Raw genomic sequence first — 15,192 nt, 5'->3', positions numbered from 1 at the left:
TGTAGTCGAGAGAAGTTTCATTTAGGAAACAAGAAATTATTTCTCATTTGCTCAAAGCCTGATGAGACGTTTACAAAAAGCCCCTTACACGCTGTTCCTTTCTTATTTTACTCGAAATGGAAGGTAAAAAAGAAGTGCAGAACATAAAAAAAGGCACAAACTCAATATGAGTGTGCCTACTCTAAGTGAATGGAAGCTAAGCTTTGCTCCTGCACGGGTACTATTTTCGAGCATCCACACTCTGTACAGCTACATATATGTAAACAGAGCTGAGGAATTAAATCAGCATAGCCGTTTGATCTCTTACTACCGTCAATGGAGACATACGGACTGTAATCGCCTTGATAATCGGAGAGTTTTCCTTTGTCTTGAAAATAGCTACGGCAATTGGGACAGCGTTCTAATAATTCCCGAAATCCATTGCAAATGGGGCATATGGAGCTATTCATATCGCACCTCCTAGAAATAGAGTGTGCGAGCTGAAGAAACGTTATGCAAAAAACCCCCTTCTTAATGAAAAGGGAAGGGGGTTGAAAAGAAGTTTGTGAATTGACAATGTTCTGTCTATATCGGTAAGCGGTTTTTGAAGCTGTTTTATAAATTCATGCTGGAGGAGTGGCCTGGTTGTAGCTTGGCATTTGGATTGATATAGGCAATCGCATTGTTAACAGCCGTAGGAGCCTCACCAAACCCAACTGCAATCAGCTTAACTTTGCCTGGATAGGTAGCAATATCGCCTGCCGCATAAATGCCTGGAACACTAGTCTCCATTTTTGAGTTAACAACAATGGAATTTTTCTCTAGCTGAATTCCCCAATTTTTAATAGGTCCTAGGGATGAAATGAAGCCGAAGTTCACAATGACATCATCTACTTCGATTTCAGTTAACTCTTTGCTGATGTTATGCTCAATCGTAAGGCTCGTGATTCTGCCTTGGTCTGATTTAATGGAGGATAGTTCATAAGGAGTGAGTACATTCACCCGAGAAGCCATCATTTTCTCTACACTATGCTCATGTGCGCGGAATTTATCGCGACGATGAACGATATGTACTTCTTTCGCAATCGGCTCCAGCATCATTGCCCAGTCAACAGCGGAATCTCCACCACCAAATAGAACAACACGTTTATCTTTAAAGGTGTTTAAATCAGTAACAAAATAATGCAGATTTGTTTTTTCAAAGCTCATGGAGTCGGGATGCTCCAGACGACGAGGTTCAAACGCACCGACTCCAGCCGTAATAATAACAGCTTTTGAGTAATGCATCCCTTTGTCTGTAGTAATTTGTAAGCTTCCATCTGCTTGCTTTGCTACATCTTCAACCTTTTCCTCTAAGCAAATGGTAGGGGTAAAATGAGAGATTTGTTGCTTTAGGCCATCTACCAATTCTTGCGCCCGCACTTTTGGAAATCCTGCTACATCATAAATATACTTTTCGGGGTATAACGCACTTAATTGTCCGCCTAATTGTGGCATGCTTTCGATGATTTTCACGCTCGCTTGACGCATACCGCCGTAAAAAGCCGTAAACAAACCAGCGGGACCTCCACCAATAATTGTTAGATCGTATACCTGCTCATCTCTTTTTAATGAACTCAAAGTCCCATACACCTCCATATTCACTATAAAAATGCTAAGCCACTTTCTATTATATACAGCCGAACACCTGAAAAAAAAGAGAAAGTATGAATCAACAACAATTTAGAGTCAAATTCGGCAATTTTGTGTCAAAAACTACTTGCAAACCATGAAAAATGTCTCTATTATTAGTTTGTGTTGGTGAAATATGTGCAATTTTTCACAGATATTTGATCTTTTTCACTGTGACATGCTTAATTTTCACTGTAATTATTTTAGATAACCACTATTGCAATTATTTTCTATGATGCAGGGAACAGTATAAATACTATCTTTTATCGTGAAAAAAAACACATGATGTAAGATGATTTTTTAAAATTTGTAACGAGAGATGGAAGGAGTTTATCCATGAGCACACCAAAGATTCTAATCCTGGGCGCAGGTTATGGCGGGGTTACCACCGCTTGTGAATTGCAAAAAAAATTAAATCATAATGAAGCAGAAGTGACTCTAGTCAGCAAGCATGATTATCACTATTTAACTACATGGCTTCATGAGCCGGCAGCAGGTACAATGCCAGCTAGTCGAGCTCAAATTTTCTTAAATGAAATCATTGATAAAAATAAAGTAAATGTAATTAAAGGTACCGTTTCTAACATTTCTGGCGAACAACAAAAAGTAACGCTTGAAGACGGAACAGAGCTAGAATACGACTATTTGGTTATTGGTCTTGGTAGCGATCCAGAAACATTTGGTATCGAAGGTCTTAAAGAAAATGCACTTACAATCCGCAGCATCAATGCAGTTCAAAAGATTAAAGAACACATTGAATATATGTTTGCTTCTTATAATAGTGAACCGGAACGTACAGATTATTTGACATTTGTAGTTGGCGGAGCAGGGTTCACTGGAATTGAGTTCTCAGGTGAATTGGTAAACCGCATCCCTGAGCTTTGCCGTGAATATAACATTGATCCATCATTGGTGAAAGTATATAGCATTGAAGCAGCTCCAACCGCATTGCCTGGATTTGATAAGGATCTAGTTGACTATGCAATGAATCTATTGAGTAGCAAAGGTGTAGAATTCAAGATCAATACACCTATCAAACAATGCACGCCAGACGGTGTAATCTTGGCTACAGGAGAAGAAATTAAATCGAAAACTGTTATTTGGACAGGTGGAGTTCGCGGAAATGCTGTAGTTGAACAATCTGGTTTTGAAGTAATGCGCGGACGTGTTAAAGTAGATGAATTCATGCGTGCTCCTGGTTATGAGAATGTATTTGTCGTGGGTGACTGCGCATTGATATTTAATGCTGAAGGTCGTCCATATCCTCCAACAGCTCAAATTTCAATTCAAGAGGGCGAGAACGTAGCTCGCAACCTAAAAGCTTTGGTTCGTGGCGAAAAACTAACAATGGCACCTTTTGTACCGAATTTACAAGGTACTCTTGCTTCACTTGGTAAAGGTGAGGGAATGGGTATCATCTTTAATAAGAAAAAATTATTTGGTTTATCTGCCGCATTGATGAAAAAAGGTAGTGATGTTCGTTACCTTTACAAAATCGGCGGTATTGGAATGGTCATGAAAAAAATTCGTCTCTAGGAGAGTAGCGAATGCGCCATGCTAGTGTACAGGTAAGAGGACTTCTTACACGCGAAGAGTTAGACCGATATAATGCGCTTATGGAAATTGGGGCATATCTGGAGCAACAAGAACGTTATGATTTGTCCTACCACATTCAAAGTGAAGTGGATCGTCTGATAATGCCGGCCATTGAACGCTTAAAAGAAAAAGGTCGAGAGCGTGATCAGGAGAATTTGCGGTACATGATTGACCATGGTTTATTGGATATTCATGAGGAAGAATAACCTTAGCTCGTAATAGAAAAGACGGTAAGCCCTCCTGTCTCTAGGGATTTGTTAGAGATAGGAGGGTTTTTTTGTGCTGTACGGATAGCGTATACTACATGAAAGAAGTAGATAGGAGGATACAATGCGAGAATCTAAGGTATGGCTTGCTGCTGGCGGCATCGTAGTTAAAGGCAATGAAGTTTTGGTTGTAAAGAAAACATATGGTGGATTAAAGGGGAAGTGGTCTTTTCCTGCTGGTTTTGTAGAACCGAATGAAACAGTTGACGAAGCCGCGGTGCGAGAAGTGTTGGAGGAGACAGGTATAGTTGCACGTGTACGTCAGGTTGCAGCCCTGCGCACAGGCGTAATTCGTAAGGAGATTAGCGATAACATGATTGTATTTCTGATGGATTATGTTGAAGGTGATCCACAGCCTCAGGAAGGTGAGATTGAAATCGCTACCTTTATGCCCATTAATGACTTGCTTACAGATCCGCTTGCGACAGAGTATATTCAGATTATCTTGCCTCATATTCCTACGATGTCATCCTATCTCGTGGGAGAATCATATGTACCTGATCCTATATTTGGTTACTCAAGTTATAAAATTTTTACCTAAATGCTGTACAAGATGCCGAGCTTTATTGAAATACGCTCTGAAATAATCAGAAAAAACCTGATGATTCCGCTTACATCAGGTTTTTTGATTCTTTTTCCAAGGAAATAAAGGTGGAAATTACGTAGAAATGCTGTTATTATTTTAAAAACTAAATTATCTGAAAATAAAAGAATGCGAAATGGAGAGAGGAACAATGAGGAAACATACTGAAGAAGCATGTCCATATTGTAACGGTCAGGGCTACTTTCATGTAGCGGTTGGCGGAACAGAAAATTGTCCAAGCTGCAAGGGCAATGGGATGAATAGCGAATTGTATAAGGAACTTCAACCGCTCCAATCATAAGAGCATTAGAGCAAAAAATAGGAGATAGAATGGAAGAGAGTATGAATGGAATTTGAATGGAACATATTTTGAAGTAGCCCACTACATCAGAGGATGCAGGGCTACTTTTTTCGTTTCTATCATTTCTATTTACTCCTCTTCGGGACATAAGAAGCTGGGAGCCTTGATAAGCATTTTCTTTGGAAGTTGTTCAATTGACCGCTAAAGCACTTTTGGATACACTAAAGTCAGAATATAAACCAAATTCGGAGGTATCTCCTGCTATGTTTATGGCATTAAATCCAATAACACTTATCATCTCTATTGTGTTATTTAGTATTTTAGGCTTTGGCATCGGTTTTATTTTAAATATGCTTTTAAGAACGACATGGCTTCCTTTTGCTCTTACGATTGGACTAATTGGTTATGTAGTCATTTCCCTTATTGTAAAAGATACACCCCCATCTATTTGGGATTATGTTGTATTGTATGCTGGAATCGTAGGGACTTTTGCCAGTGGCTGGACGATTCAGACCTTACGTAGAAAAGGATATCGGATGTTTTAATTGGTTAGCACCCCTTGAGTAATCAGGGGGTGTTTTTGTGTCCTAGTAAATAATGTATATCCTCTCTCACTATTGGAAATGACTAGATGATGAGAGGAGGCAAATAGAAGATGAAATGGGTACGTTTTGTGAGTTCACTCACGATTAGTATGGCATTCCTGCTTAATTTTACGTCATACGGTTATTCTTCTACCATCATTGATGCAGGAGGCACCACCAGTTCACTTGGTTTGCACGAGAAAAAAGAAGGCTATAAAATGATTAAAAAAAGATATGTGCTTTCTAGCTCCATGACAGAAACAAATATGGACACCCAAAAAAACGATCAACCGCAGAACAGAAAATTAGGAAACAGAATAAATAAATCAGATGAAACAGCTATTTTAAACCAATATCCTAAGGTACGGGTGGTGGCTACTGGTTATTATGCAGGTGTAGAATCAACTGGAAAAAGCCCGGGACATCCCTCGTATGGCATCACGTATTCAGGTATAAAGGTACATCGCGGGACATACTCCACGATTGCTGCTGATCTGCAAGTTTTCCCGCTTGGGACGGTATTGTACGTTCCCGGCTATGGGTATGGCGTAGTTGCAGATAAGGGTGGAGCGATCCGTGGTAAGAAGCTCGATTTGTATTTCGATACAAAAAATGACGTATACAGCCAGTGGGGTAAGCGTGAAGTAGAGGTCTTTGTTATCCATCGTGGAAAAGGTTTTGTAAACGAGGAAATGATGAAGGCCTTGAATAAAGATGGTGTAGAAGCATTTGCAAGAATTACGAATTAACAAGAAAAAGACCTGAGGCAGTTCATTGTGCCAGGTCTTTTTCTCATGTAATAAAGGTTGTTTCATTGTATTAGGATAGCTATAGCTTTGGTGGAGCAGAAGATGTAGTTATCTGCGAGTCTAATGAAGCGCCTAGAGAAGGATAGAGGATGTTTACTAGTTGTTCCAATCCTTCCAATAATCGCGGAGAGGGGCGACAATATAGTCCTTCTTCTAAAATATGTACGTTATTATTACGGATGGCTGTCATCTGTTGCCACTCTGGACGATCTGTAATCATAGAAGTCTTTATTCTTTTGATTTCAATTCCACACCATACCACCATGACATGATCAGGGTTTCTCTCTGCTACTTGCTCATGGGTGGATTTTACATTATCAGTATTGTAATCAGCAAACACATTTGTGGCTCCTGCTAATTCACTTACATCGGTTAGCCAGTTTGTACGACCAGGTGTATAAATTGGATTGGGCCACCATTCCCAATAAAGTTTGGGGCGCTCGCTTATATTTTGGGTTAGCAAGCGGATTTGCTCGATACGTTTCATAAAATGTGTAGCTACCTGTTCTGCTTTTTCTACCCGATGAATTGATCTACCCACCTCACGAATATTATCTGCGATATCAAAGATGTGAGCAGGATTAAGGATAATATAAGGAAGATTGCGTTTCTTTAACTCTTCGATATTCTTCTCCATACCAGGGACACTGAGTGATGCTATTACCAGATCAGGTTGGAGAGCTTCGACTTTATCCATATCAATGCTCAGGTCTGGACCGACTTTCGGAAGGTGTTGCCATTCCAAAGGCCAATCGGAATGATCATCAAGTGCGATAACGTGTTCACCTGCATCCAAAGCATACAAAATTTCAGTATTACTTGGGCAAATCGAGATAATTCTCACATCTACTTCCTCCCCATGTGAGTATGTTTACCAGAATGGATGTAGGCACAGTGAGACAATAATACCTAACCAGCCACCCATAAACACTTCGATTGGCTGATGACCCAGAAGCTCTTTTAGCTTTTTCGTTTTTTCTGTGCGCGGATGTACTTTGAAGGTTTTCATACCCTCAAGCAAATGGTTAAATTCCTCTACGAGCTTATTTAACACAACAGCTTGCATACCAGCATGGCGACGAACACCAGTTGCATCAAACATCACGATGACGCCGATGATTGCTGAGATAGCAAAGGCATTGCTGGATAAACCCTCTTCAAGGGCTACAGCAGTAGAAAGTGCGGTGACGGCGGCGGAATGGGAACTGGGCATGCCCCCCGTGCTGAACATCAGTGGCCAACTCCATTCGCGGGTCGCCAGATAATTCAGGGGGATTTTGATGAATTGGGCCAACCCAATCGCCAAAAGCGCCGACCACAAAGGGAAATTGTCTAAGATGGTCATGCAGATATTCCGTTCCTTTCGTATAGACTTAATCCTACATGTTATTGTAACAGAAACTGAATATATACTTCCTTAACTTTTTCTTATAGATGATAAAGATTGCGCATCTATCCTGTAAATATTATTTACAACTTCATAACCTCTAACTAGAGGAAGATTCTTGCTCAATAAGGGAGAGGGGCCAATGTGGATATCTCGATATATGATATGATTTAAGGAAAAGGTACGGGAGGGAGCACGATGCAAGAGCGATATCCCGAGCAATATCTTCAATTCCTTAAGAAATTTAATCAACGAGAATTTTACGATTGTCATGATCTGCTGGAGGACATTTGGATGGAGCAAAAAACCAATAAGTTTTTACAGGGTTTGCTCCAAATGGCTGTAGGCTTGTATCATTTGGAATGTGGAAATATAAAAGGGGCACGGTGGATGTTTACAAATGCCCACAAATATCTAAGAGCATATTCACCACAATATTGGGATTTGTCGGTGGATGAGGTGCTTAGCTATTTAGAGAAGTGTCTGCAAGCCTTGCCATCTTCTGAAAAGATTCCGTATGATGAAGTAGAAAAACTGGACTTTCCCTATCAGACATTTCAATTGATTACGGAGGGGAATACAGACGAGGGACAATAGAAATAGAAAATAAAATGGCACGTATATCAAGTCTAAGTGATAAGAAGATATAGGGTGTACATTCAAGAAACGAGGGAACAACATTGATACATATTGAAGCAAAAAATCCTTCTTATTTAGAAAAACGAATAGATTATTTCATCCTGCCCGTATATCGGAATCAGACTCTACATACCCAGGAATGGAGCGAGCTAGATGCAACCTTCCATCAGCAACTGTCACAGATGCTACAAACAGGCGAGATTAGTGATCAGAAGGGCAAAGTAACCATCCTGCATACACTAGGACAATTGACAGCCACTCGACTAGTATTTCTCGGGATGGGAGAAATGGCTGAATTAGATTTTATCTCTGCAAGAGATGCGTTTGCCAAAGCTGTGCAGCAGCTCAAAACGGAAGCATCTGAGAAAAGCCTTGCCATTCTCTTGACAGAACAAACCAATCTAGGCCCAGAGCGCTTGACTCAAGCTGTAGGTGAGGCCTTTTTACTTGGAACCTATGCATATGAGGGCTATCGAGCGATTCCGAAACACAAGCCTTCTTTTCAAACAGTGGAAATTGTAGTCCATGAGGAGCAAGAAGCGAAAGCAGAAACAGGATTACAGCTCGCTCAAGCATTTAGTACAGGAACGAATCTAGCGCGTACGTTAGTGAATGAGCCTGGAAATTATTTGCCTCCACATGAATTAGCAAATAGAGCGATTGAGGTAGCAAAACGTTATGGAATGAGCTATGAGCTTCTGGCAAAAGATAAGCTGGAAGAGCTAAACATGGGCGGTGTCTTATCTGTCGCGCAGGGCAGTGCCGAATTGCCGTATGTGGTTGTCATCAAATACCAAGGGAAAGAGCAGTGGGAAGATGTCATTGGTTTAATTGGAAAAGGGGTAACCTTTGACACAGGTGGTATTTCGATTAAACCGGTAGCTGGAATGGAAGAAATGAAAACAGATATGGGTGGAAGCGCAGCGATGATTGGTGCTATGGAAGCAATCGGTCGCTTGCAACCAGCCGTTAATATCATGATGGTAATTGGCTGCGTGGAAAATATGCCATCTGGAACGGCATATAAGCCTGGCGATGTCATAACAACGATGAGCGGTAAAACTGTGGAGATTATCACCACGGATGCTGAAGGACGTTTGGTATTAGCAGATTGTATCACGTATGCCAAGCAGCAAGGGGTATCCTGCCTAGTGGATTGCGCTACGTTAACAGGTGGAATTGTAGTGGCGCTAGGGCACGTTGCGACAGGTTTGATGACGAATAATCAGCAATTAGCTAATGAAATGCTCCAAGCTGCTCAGTACTGCGGAGAGCGTTTGTGGCAATTACCAACATTCCCAGAGTATCGTGAATTAAATAAAAGCCATGTTGCTGATCTAAAAAATTCGGGTGGAAGATATGGTCATGCAATTATCGCTGGCGTATTTTTACAAGAGTTCGCTGAAGAGACTCCATGGGTGCATGTAGATATTGCTGGGACTGCTTCTCAGAGTAAAACGACTCCGTTAGGCCCAATAGGTGCTACGGGTGCAATGGTTCGCTCTATTGCTCAATTTTTGTTACAACGCGCCAATTAAGGTGTTCATAATATAAACGAGGTGAAAAAAGATGGCATTTACAAATCCAACCAATGACGAGCGCAGAACAATTTTAGAAGAGGCAAAAACGATTGCAGTAGTAGGCTGCTCTAATCGGCCAGATCGCACGAGCTATATGATTGCCGAGGCTTTACAGCATGCAGGATATCACGTAATCCCCGTTAACCCGATTATTGCAGGGGAAACGGTATTGGGTGAGAAAGTGATTGCGTCCCTTGCTGATATTAAAACTCCGGTTGACATTGTAAATGTGTTCCGTCGCAGTGAAGATACTCTGCCTGTTGCAGAAGATACCATCAAGATGGCTCATAAGCCTAAGGTCTTTTGGCTACAGCAAGGAATTTATAACGAAGAAGCAGCTCAGCTAGTAGAAGAGCAAGGGATAACAGCGGTTATGGACCATTGCATCAAGGTAGACCATGCCATTTTGGTACGCAAATAAAGGAGCGATGAGATGTGTTTTATGGATTAAGCCGCGGATCAAAAGATGATCGCGTTCCACCTAATCAAAAGGTAACGACAGGCTTTCCTGTGCTTCATTATGGTAATGTGCCAGAGTACAAAGACTTGAGTCAGTGGGATTTTCGAATTTTTGGAGCAGTAGAGGAGGAGAAGACGCTAAGTTTCTCTGAGTTTAAAGGGCTGTCAGTCGGAGAAGTACGCAATGACATCCACTGCGTGACAGGCTGGTCCAAGCTAGATAATGTCTGGGAGGGTGTTCCGGTAGAGGAAGTAGTGAAGTTGGTTACCATTAAGCCAGAAGCCAAATATGTGATGCTCCATGCAGAAGAAGGCTGGACAACCAATATGCCATTGGAGGATTTTATGGCAAAAGGGAACTTATTTGCGTTTAAGCATAATGGTGAGGATTTGACACCTGACCACGGATATCCGCTTCGATTTGTTATCCCGCATCTTTACTTTTGGAAAAGCGCAAAATGGGTTCGTGGGATTGAGTTTTTGGATAAGGATAAGCCAGGGTTTTGGGAGAAGAATGGCTATCATATGTACGGAGATCCGTGGCTACAACAAAGATATGAATGGGATTAATTAGGATAAAAAAGAGGCGGAAAACCGCCTCTTTAATTTACTTTAAATGATGTTATTTTTATTGGAGTCCGCCGTCCAGGCTCACCTAAGGCTTCACCTATTAGAAGTTTTAACTGAATCATGGCAGATTTTATGGATGTTTGTATACGGTGGGCTAATCATAATAAAGGTCGATAACCTTTGGGAGCTTGACGATCGGGTAAGGATTAAGTGGGCAGGAATCGCAGAATAAATAACTATAAAACCCTCCATTAATCGTGAGGTTTTTCATTCTTTTTCTTGGACAACCAACTCTGCAACCATTTTGCTTATTTTTATGAAATCTTGCAACCAAACATTGGTGATTTAAAAAATAGATTTTAAAAAAACATGAGAAACCCCCTCCACATATGTGGAGGGCTATTTTTGATATAAATGGATCATTCTTTATCTTTTGAGACGAAGCACAAGATACTAATAAATACAGATAAACCAATTAATATGAAAATAAAATCAGGGAGGCCTCCACGTGAAAAATTACCTGAAGCAGCTTCTTTTATTGAGTTCGCTATCTCATGTAAAGAATATACAATAGCTACTGTTAAAGACGAAAGTCCTAAAAGTAAAAATCCTACTAATTTATTCAATAAAACACACCCTTTTTCATTTACATTTATTAGAAATAATGGTAACTATTAATGAAGATTATAAAACATTTAACAAGGAGATGAAAGGATGAAAAAGAATAGGCTTAGCGCATTGATAATGTCTTTACTGTTAGTAGGGGTGGTTTCTGTACCAAATGGAATTTCATTAGCTGCTGAAAAACCTTTAAACGTACAAATTGCAAATGATGAAAAAGAGTTCCTAAGAATGCTTAAACATAGTAACAGTAATAAGTTGAGTCAAGAGAGCACTAGAGCCACAGCTACTGTTGCTAACGCTGAAAAAGTATCCGTTGATATAATGGATGAAAAGTCGAAATTTTCTTTGAAAGAAGATGAGCCGGGCAATCTTAAGTATTTTGGTGTAATTAACGTCGATGGGGATAAGTCGCCGGTATATATTAAATCCAAGGATGATATTTCTGACGATAACCTTATGGAGATAATGGAATCTGCGCTAAAAAAATTCGAAGAAAAATCAGAGAAGGATGTTGAATACAACACCTTAAGTACGACACCGAGTTACAAGTTAAGAGATAGAGCTTTAGGGATAACCGTTTCAAATAGCAAACTGGGAAAATTTTGGTATACGGAGTACAGGGCATATTACGGAGGCTCTACAAGTAAGATACATCAATATTACCTAAGAGCTGATCATGAGCATATGCTTAAAGGTACTTGGGATCCTAGACTTTATAAATTTAAAAGCACTTGGAATCCGGCAAGAAAATCAGACAATATAGAAATTTTGAATCCGAAGCCGCAAACCTCAGACAATAAAACCAGTATAGATATTGGAATACCTGGGGGAGTTTCATGGGAAGTAGACACAGGCGGCAGTATAGATATTGAAACTAATTTTAGCCCTTCTAAAAATACTGTTACTTGGGACGTAGTTAACGCCTCATTTCTTTGGCAGGATTTCTATGTGATGAAGGATTTTGGCTTCACCAAAGGAGTGGAGATAGAGTCTCCTAAGTCAAATAACGGATTTGATATGAAAGTATATTATAAAATATGGCATAACGAGCCGTACATTGGAATTGACTATGATGAATATTGGGATGATAACATTATCTATGACGAACGCAAAGATGATTTAGATTTTAAAGATTAATAAAAAAACCATGATGAAAGATACAATTCCCCGCCAGCTTTAAATTGGCGGGTTTTTGTTGATAAACATGTAATTTTACCCATTGCCTAATCTCCTCATCATCTAATAAAATAAGAACATACATTCGTGTTTAAGGAGATGTTTTGATGGCTAGCAAAATCCTGGATCCACTTGTAACCGAAATTCATCTTGCCAGAACATGCAGAAATGTTACGTCAGTATCACGAGTATAAGAAACTAATCGAGAAACCGATCATTAAAGAGGATGAGCTGGCCGAGTTTTGCTACATGATATCTGACCCACGTCAGTATGAATATGCTCTTACAATTAGCTGGTGGAAAGAAACAAAAGAGGGAAGAGGACTAATTGAATCTGCTTGGGGATGGGTAGAGAAGTTTGATTCAACGTTTAAACAGATTTAAGTTAAGGAATGACGAGGATTTTTGGTGGATACCTATTGAGGATGTAGTGAGAGTAGAGAATAAATCTACTCTCACTTGGTTTCACGCCTGATTTTTAATCAATCATCTTCACAATGGACAAATATATATTTAAAGTCATCCTCGTTTATTAAATGGTTTATTATTTCCTCTATTCTTTTTCTACTAACGTTATCAACCAAAACCATATCACTTGCCCATAGGTAAGCACCTTTTAAATTCTCACCAGTTTTTTTATTTTTTTGTTGGAGTGTCTTTATATTTTCATAGGTGAAGAATGTTGCGACCCACTTTGAGTTGTCTGATAACGTTACCATTATATCAACATTGTTATCGTAAATGTCGTAATTTTTATCTTCTGACTGCTCTACATTGATCCATATTTCTTTTACTACATGTTTCATATTTTCTCCTTATGATTGTGTTATTTTCTTTTCTTTCTGTATATTTCTTCTAGACGTTCAATAACTTTAGCTTGATTTTTTTTATCTGACTTTGCCAGTATTTCAACGGTATCTCCTTCAGTTCTTAGATATACTCTAGCTCCATTTTTTGAACGAAGCTCAAAAACCCCATTAAAAAGATAGTTGTTCCCTGAACCGGGATTACTATTTCCTTTTAAATACTCATTGAGTAAATGATTTGCTTCAGCTTGAAGCTTTTTATCTTTCATTGCTTTTTCAGTTTCGCGTATAAGAAAAGAATCTTCATCGATTCTCGAATTAACATAATATTTTCCAATTTTCTTTCGGCCATTTAAAACCTTATTAGCAAAACTAGCTATATCATCACCATGCTCTTTTAAAAGATTATATGCTTTCTTACCGGCCTTTGCACCTTTTCCTGCAGGGAATAGAGAGAGAATTGCGAATCCTTTCTCTGCATCACTAGCTTTTGGATCAAAAATTGTTTTTACATCATCTAAAATTAAGAAGTCCAGTCCTGCTTTGGCAGCGTCTAATAAAAAATTACCAGCATCAACTAGCCATCTCTTACTAGAGTCAATCCAATCAGAGGCCGTATCTTTTAAATCATCCCACCATGAATTAGAACGAGCTGAAGCGCTAGCTAGATACAATTGTTTACCTTCTTTTGATATTTGTACCCTATCGCTTTGAATATTACCTTGCAGATGATCATTGTTACTTTGCTCTTGTTGATTTCTCAAGGCCATTACTTCTCTTGCGCCGTTCATATTTTGCCTGTAAGAATTTGAAGCACTAGAAACTGATACCATGTTCATCCTCCTGATATTTTTTAAAATAATAGTGGATATACAAATATACCCAAATAATATATCGGAAGATTACATGGGAATATTTAGAATTAAATAAAAAATATATTTTTTTAGTAAAAAAATGCATATATAAAAAGGTGATAGCTTACTAAATTCTTGGATTCACTTTTACCTTAATACGTAGAAATGGTACGTCAGCTTCACGGGATAAGAAACTAATCGAGAAACCGATCATGGAAGAGGACGAGCTAGCCGGGTTTAGTTACAGGATTTCTGACCCACGTCAGTATGATATGCTCTTACAATAGCTGGTGGAAAGAAACAAAAGAAAGGTAGGAGAGCAATTGAATCTGCTTAGGGATGGGTAGAGAAGTTTGATCCAACGTTTAAACAAATCAAGCTAAAGAACGATGAGGATTTTTGGTGGATACCTGTAGAAGATTTGATTAGTGTAGAAGCCTAAGCAGTGCCTCTTACAGCTACATAGAATATATTACCTGTGGGAACAGGGATACAGCAAACACCCCATCGAATAAGATTTATGATGGGGTGTTTATGTTATTGTCGAGTAGCCTTAACTAAGTTTCTGGCTATCCCACCAACTAAAAATGGATTTTATTATTTTATTAAAATCATCATAAAAAACCATTGTCAGAAATCCTACTATTGTTATTAATGCTGAAATTGATCCAGCATTAATAAACAACCCTATAAACATAATAACAAATCCTACGTACAAACCAGTATCTTTGTGATCGGCGATGATTATCTTTTTTTTGAAGCTCTCGTTTCCTTTTATTAACTCATCTAGTGTTACATTGTATAACTCGCTAAGTAAAATCAAATTATCAATGTCAGGATAGCTTTTGTCATTTTCCCATTTATAGACAGCTTGCCTAGTCACACCAATTTTTTGAGCTATATCTTCTTGTGAAAGAGACTTTAATTCACGGAACTTTTTCAATTGCTGACCTAAACTCATTTCATTCATCCTTTTTTGTATCATCATTGCATATAAAGAAATAATTAGTAAAGAAACCATTGGTAACAATGCATGTAAACTAGTGGTTTACATCAGCAAATCCTGCCAGTATCGACCAAGCGGGGGTTTTTTTCGTCAAAACCTCCATTTACTCGTCAAAGCATTGATAAAGCCGACATGTAATAACGTAATGAGGATTCTGATGGATACCTGTAGAAGATGAAGTAGGGATTCGTATATAATAGATTATAATCATTACTTATATGAATGTAGGGAGACCCCTTCAAAGAGCAAAAATACGCGTGAATATATAAAGTGGGAGGCTAAATAGCCCCCTCTTTATTATG

At 39.1% G+C, this 15,192-nt stretch carries 20 protein-coding genes and 1 pseudogene; 13 read left to right on the top strand and 8 right to left on the bottom strand.

Going from position 1 to position 15,192, the window contains the following annotated elements; translation table 11 throughout:
* Positions 1 to 176 precede the first annotated feature (176 nt).
* Together BRLA_RS23855 and BRLA_RS19675 are read right to left on the bottom strand one after the other, a co-directional pair.
* The gene (locus BRLA_RS23855; RefSeq protein ID WP_003334652.1) at positions 177 to 449 is read right to left on the bottom strand and encodes a hypothetical protein; all 273 of its coding nucleotides are present in this window, start codon (positions 447 to 449) and stop codon (positions 177 to 179) included.
* A gap of 145 nt (positions 450 to 594) precedes the next feature.
* The gene (locus tag BRLA_RS19675) at positions 595 to 1,617 is read right to left on the bottom strand and encodes an NAD(P)/FAD-dependent oxidoreductase (protein WP_050816491.1); all 1,023 of its coding nucleotides are present in this window, start codon (positions 1,615 to 1,617) and stop codon (positions 595 to 597) included.
* 369 nt (positions 1,618 to 1,986) lie between these two features.
* Here BRLA_RS19675 and BRLA_RS19670 point away from each other — a divergent pair, with 369 nt between their 5' ends.
* From BRLA_RS19670 to BRLA_RS19650, 6 genes are all read left to right on the top strand, one after another.
* Positions 1,987 to 3,186: an NAD(P)/FAD-dependent oxidoreductase gene (locus BRLA_RS19670; RefSeq protein ID WP_003334654.1), complete on the top strand. Its 1,200-nt coding sequence runs from the start codon at positions 1,987 to 1,989 to the stop codon at positions 3,184 to 3,186.
* Between the two features lie 11 nt (positions 3,187 to 3,197).
* Positions 3,198 to 3,452, top strand: coding sequence for a hypothetical protein (locus BRLA_RS19665; protein ID WP_003334655.1), 255 nt, complete (start codon positions 3,198 to 3,200; stop codon positions 3,450 to 3,452).
* A gap of 124 nt (positions 3,453 to 3,576) precedes the next feature.
* On the top strand, positions 3,577 to 4,053 hold the full coding sequence (locus BRLA_RS19660; protein ID WP_003334656.1) for an NUDIX domain-containing protein: 477 nt from the start codon (positions 3,577 to 3,579) through the stop codon (positions 4,051 to 4,053).
* 193 nt (positions 4,054 to 4,246) lie between these two features.
* Positions 4,247 to 4,396: a YuiA family protein gene (locus BRLA_RS24075; RefSeq protein WP_003340833.1), complete on the top strand. Its 150-nt coding sequence runs from the start codon at positions 4,247 to 4,249 to the stop codon at positions 4,394 to 4,396.
* Positions 4,397 to 4,659: 263 nt separating this feature from the next.
* Positions 4,660 to 4,941 carry a YuiB family protein gene (locus tag BRLA_RS19655; protein WP_003334658.1) on the top strand — a complete coding sequence of 94 codons (282 nt, stop codon included), beginning with the start codon at positions 4,660 to 4,662 and terminating at the stop codon, positions 4,939 to 4,941.
* Positions 4,942 to 5,051: 110 nt separating this feature from the next.
* A complete protein-coding gene (locus BRLA_RS19650) occupies positions 5,052 to 5,729 on the top strand; it encodes a 3D domain-containing protein (protein WP_003334659.1) in 678 nt (225 codons plus the stop codon).
* A 79-nt stretch (positions 5,730 to 5,808) separates the two neighbouring features.
* Here BRLA_RS19650 and BRLA_RS19645 read toward each other — a convergent pair whose 3' ends face one another.
* Together BRLA_RS19645 and BRLA_RS19640 are read right to left on the bottom strand one after the other, a co-directional pair.
* Positions 5,809 to 6,633 (bottom strand): ABC transporter substrate-binding protein, encoded by an 825-nt coding sequence (locus BRLA_RS19645; protein WP_003334660.1) that lies wholly within the window; start codon positions 6,631 to 6,633, stop codon positions 5,809 to 5,811.
* A gap of 27 nt (positions 6,634 to 6,660) precedes the next feature.
* Positions 6,661 to 7,134, bottom strand: coding sequence for a divergent PAP2 family protein (locus BRLA_RS19640; RefSeq protein WP_031309465.1), 474 nt, complete (start codon positions 7,132 to 7,134; stop codon positions 6,661 to 6,663).
* On the opposite strand from BRLA_RS19640, the gene BRLA_RS24100 reads away from it, so the two are divergent.
* The 5 genes from BRLA_RS24100 to BRLA_RS19620 all read left to right on the top strand — a co-directional run bounded on the left by BRLA_RS24100 (position 7,070) and on the right by BRLA_RS19620 (position 10,424).
* On the top strand, positions 7,070 to 7,210 hold the full coding sequence (locus BRLA_RS24100; RefSeq protein ID WP_018673480.1) for a hypothetical protein: 141 nt from the start codon (positions 7,070 to 7,072) through the stop codon (positions 7,208 to 7,210). The two genes, BRLA_RS19640 and BRLA_RS24100, sit on opposite strands and share 65 nt — an antisense overlap.
* Before the next feature lie 164 nt (positions 7,211 to 7,374).
* A complete protein-coding gene (locus tag BRLA_RS19635) occupies positions 7,375 to 7,773 on the top strand; it encodes a DUF309 domain-containing protein (protein ID WP_003334663.1) in 399 nt (132 codons plus the stop codon).
* A gap of 83 nt (positions 7,774 to 7,856) precedes the next feature.
* Positions 7,857 to 9,353 carry a leucyl aminopeptidase gene (locus tag BRLA_RS19630; RefSeq protein WP_003334664.1) on the top strand — a complete coding sequence of 499 codons (1,497 nt, stop codon included), beginning with the start codon at positions 7,857 to 7,859 and terminating at the stop codon, positions 9,351 to 9,353.
* Positions 9,354 to 9,384: 31 nt separating this feature from the next.
* Positions 9,385 to 9,816, top strand: a complete 432-nt coding sequence (locus BRLA_RS19625; RefSeq protein ID WP_003334665.1) for a CoA-binding protein — start codon at positions 9,385 to 9,387, stop codon at positions 9,814 to 9,816.
* Positions 9,817 to 9,830: 14 nt separating this feature from the next.
* The gene (locus tag BRLA_RS19620; RefSeq protein ID WP_003334666.1) at positions 9,831 to 10,424 is read left to right on the top strand and encodes a sulfite oxidase-like oxidoreductase; all 594 of its coding nucleotides are present in this window, start codon (positions 9,831 to 9,833) and stop codon (positions 10,422 to 10,424) included.
* 419 nt (positions 10,425 to 10,843) lie between these two features.
* On the opposite strand, the gene BRLA_RS23445 is transcribed toward BRLA_RS19620, so the two are convergent.
* On the bottom strand, positions 10,844 to 11,050 hold the full coding sequence (locus BRLA_RS23445) for a hypothetical protein (protein ID WP_003334667.1): 207 nt from the start codon (positions 11,048 to 11,050) through the stop codon (positions 10,844 to 10,846).
* A gap of 88 nt (positions 11,051 to 11,138) precedes the next feature.
* Between BRLA_RS23445 and BRLA_RS19605 the strand changes: the two genes are divergently transcribed.
* Together BRLA_RS19605 and BRLA_RS23440 are read left to right on the top strand one after the other, a co-directional pair.
* Positions 11,139 to 12,185: a hypothetical protein gene (locus BRLA_RS19605; RefSeq protein WP_003334668.1), complete on the top strand. Its 1,047-nt coding sequence runs from the start codon at positions 11,139 to 11,141 to the stop codon at positions 12,183 to 12,185.
* 146 nt (positions 12,186 to 12,331) lie between these two features.
* A pseudogene (locus BRLA_RS23440) lies at positions 12,332 to 12,699 on the top strand (YolD-like family protein).
* A 7-nt stretch (positions 12,700 to 12,706) separates the two neighbouring features.
* Here the strand turns inward: BRLA_RS23440 and BRLA_RS19595 are convergent.
* The 3 genes from BRLA_RS19595 to BRLA_RS19585 form a co-directional block, all read right to left on the bottom strand.
* Complete coding sequence (locus tag BRLA_RS19595) at positions 12,707 to 13,030, bottom strand: hypothetical protein (protein WP_003334670.1); 324 nt, start codon at positions 13,028 to 13,030, stop codon at positions 12,707 to 12,709.
* Between the two features lie 20 nt (positions 13,031 to 13,050).
* A complete protein-coding gene (locus BRLA_RS19590; RefSeq protein WP_003334671.1) occupies positions 13,051 to 13,863 on the bottom strand; it encodes a hypothetical protein in 813 nt (270 codons plus the stop codon).
* 574 nt (positions 13,864 to 14,437) lie between these two features.
* The gene (locus tag BRLA_RS19585; protein ID WP_003334673.1) at positions 14,438 to 14,845 is read right to left on the bottom strand and encodes a helix-turn-helix domain-containing protein; all 408 of its coding nucleotides are present in this window, start codon (positions 14,843 to 14,845) and stop codon (positions 14,438 to 14,440) included.
* Positions 14,846 to 15,192 lie beyond the last annotated feature (347 nt).

Origin of the sequence: Brevibacillus laterosporus LMG 15441 (assembly GCF_000219535.2) — a bacterium.
GTDB lineage: Bacteria > Bacillota > Bacilli > Brevibacillales > Brevibacillaceae > Brevibacillus_B > Brevibacillus_B halotolerans.
This window is presented reverse-complemented; position numbering and strand designations above follow the sequence as displayed.

Bases quoted from the DNA above. Each gene is read 5' to 3' on its own strand.
- BRLA_RS23855 (WP_003334652.1), bottom strand. From the start codon at position 449: ATGAATAGCTCCATATGCCCCATTTGCAATGGATTTCGGGAATTATTA.
- BRLA_RS19675 (WP_050816491.1), bottom strand. From the start codon at position 1,617: ATGGAGGTGTATGGGACTTTGAGTTCATTAAAAAGAGATGAGCAGGTA.
- BRLA_RS19670 (WP_003334654.1), top strand. From the start codon at position 1,987: ATGAGCACACCAAAGATTCTAATCCTGGGCGCAGGTTATGGCGGGGTT.
- BRLA_RS19665 (WP_003334655.1), top strand. From the start codon at position 3,198: ATGCGCCATGCTAGTGTACAGGTAAGAGGACTTCTTACACGCGAAGAG.
- BRLA_RS19660 (WP_003334656.1), top strand. From the start codon at position 3,577: ATGCGAGAATCTAAGGTATGGCTTGCTGCTGGCGGCATCGTAGTTAAA.
- BRLA_RS24075 (WP_003340833.1), top strand. From the start codon at position 4,247: ATGAGGAAACATACTGAAGAAGCATGTCCATATTGTAACGGTCAGGGC.
- BRLA_RS19655 (WP_003334658.1), top strand. From the start codon at position 4,660: ATGTTTATGGCATTAAATCCAATAACACTTATCATCTCTATTGTGTTA.
- BRLA_RS19650 (WP_003334659.1), top strand. From the start codon at position 5,052: ATGAAATGGGTACGTTTTGTGAGTTCACTCACGATTAGTATGGCATTC.
- BRLA_RS24100 (WP_018673480.1), top strand. From the start codon at position 7,070: ATGAATTGGGCCAACCCAATCGCCAAAAGCGCCGACCACAAAGGGAAA.
- BRLA_RS19640 (WP_031309465.1), bottom strand. From the start codon at position 7,134: ATGACCATCTTAGACAATTTCCCTTTGTGGTCGGCGCTTTTGGCGATT.
- BRLA_RS19635 (WP_003334663.1), top strand. From the start codon at position 7,375: ATGCAAGAGCGATATCCCGAGCAATATCTTCAATTCCTTAAGAAATTT.
- BRLA_RS19625 (WP_003334665.1), top strand. From the start codon at position 9,385: ATGGCATTTACAAATCCAACCAATGACGAGCGCAGAACAATTTTAGAA.
- BRLA_RS19605 (WP_003334668.1), top strand. From the start codon at position 11,139: ATGAAAAAGAATAGGCTTAGCGCATTGATAATGTCTTTACTGTTAGTA.
- BRLA_RS19595 (WP_003334670.1), bottom strand. From the start codon at position 13,030: ATGAAACATGTAGTAAAAGAAATATGGATCAATGTAGAGCAGTCAGAA.
- BRLA_RS19590 (WP_003334671.1), bottom strand. From the start codon at position 13,863: ATGGTATCAGTTTCTAGTGCTTCAAATTCTTACAGGCAAAATATGAAC.
- BRLA_RS19585 (WP_003334673.1), bottom strand. From the start codon at position 14,845: ATGAGTTTAGGTCAGCAATTGAAAAAGTTCCGTGAATTAAAGTCTCTT.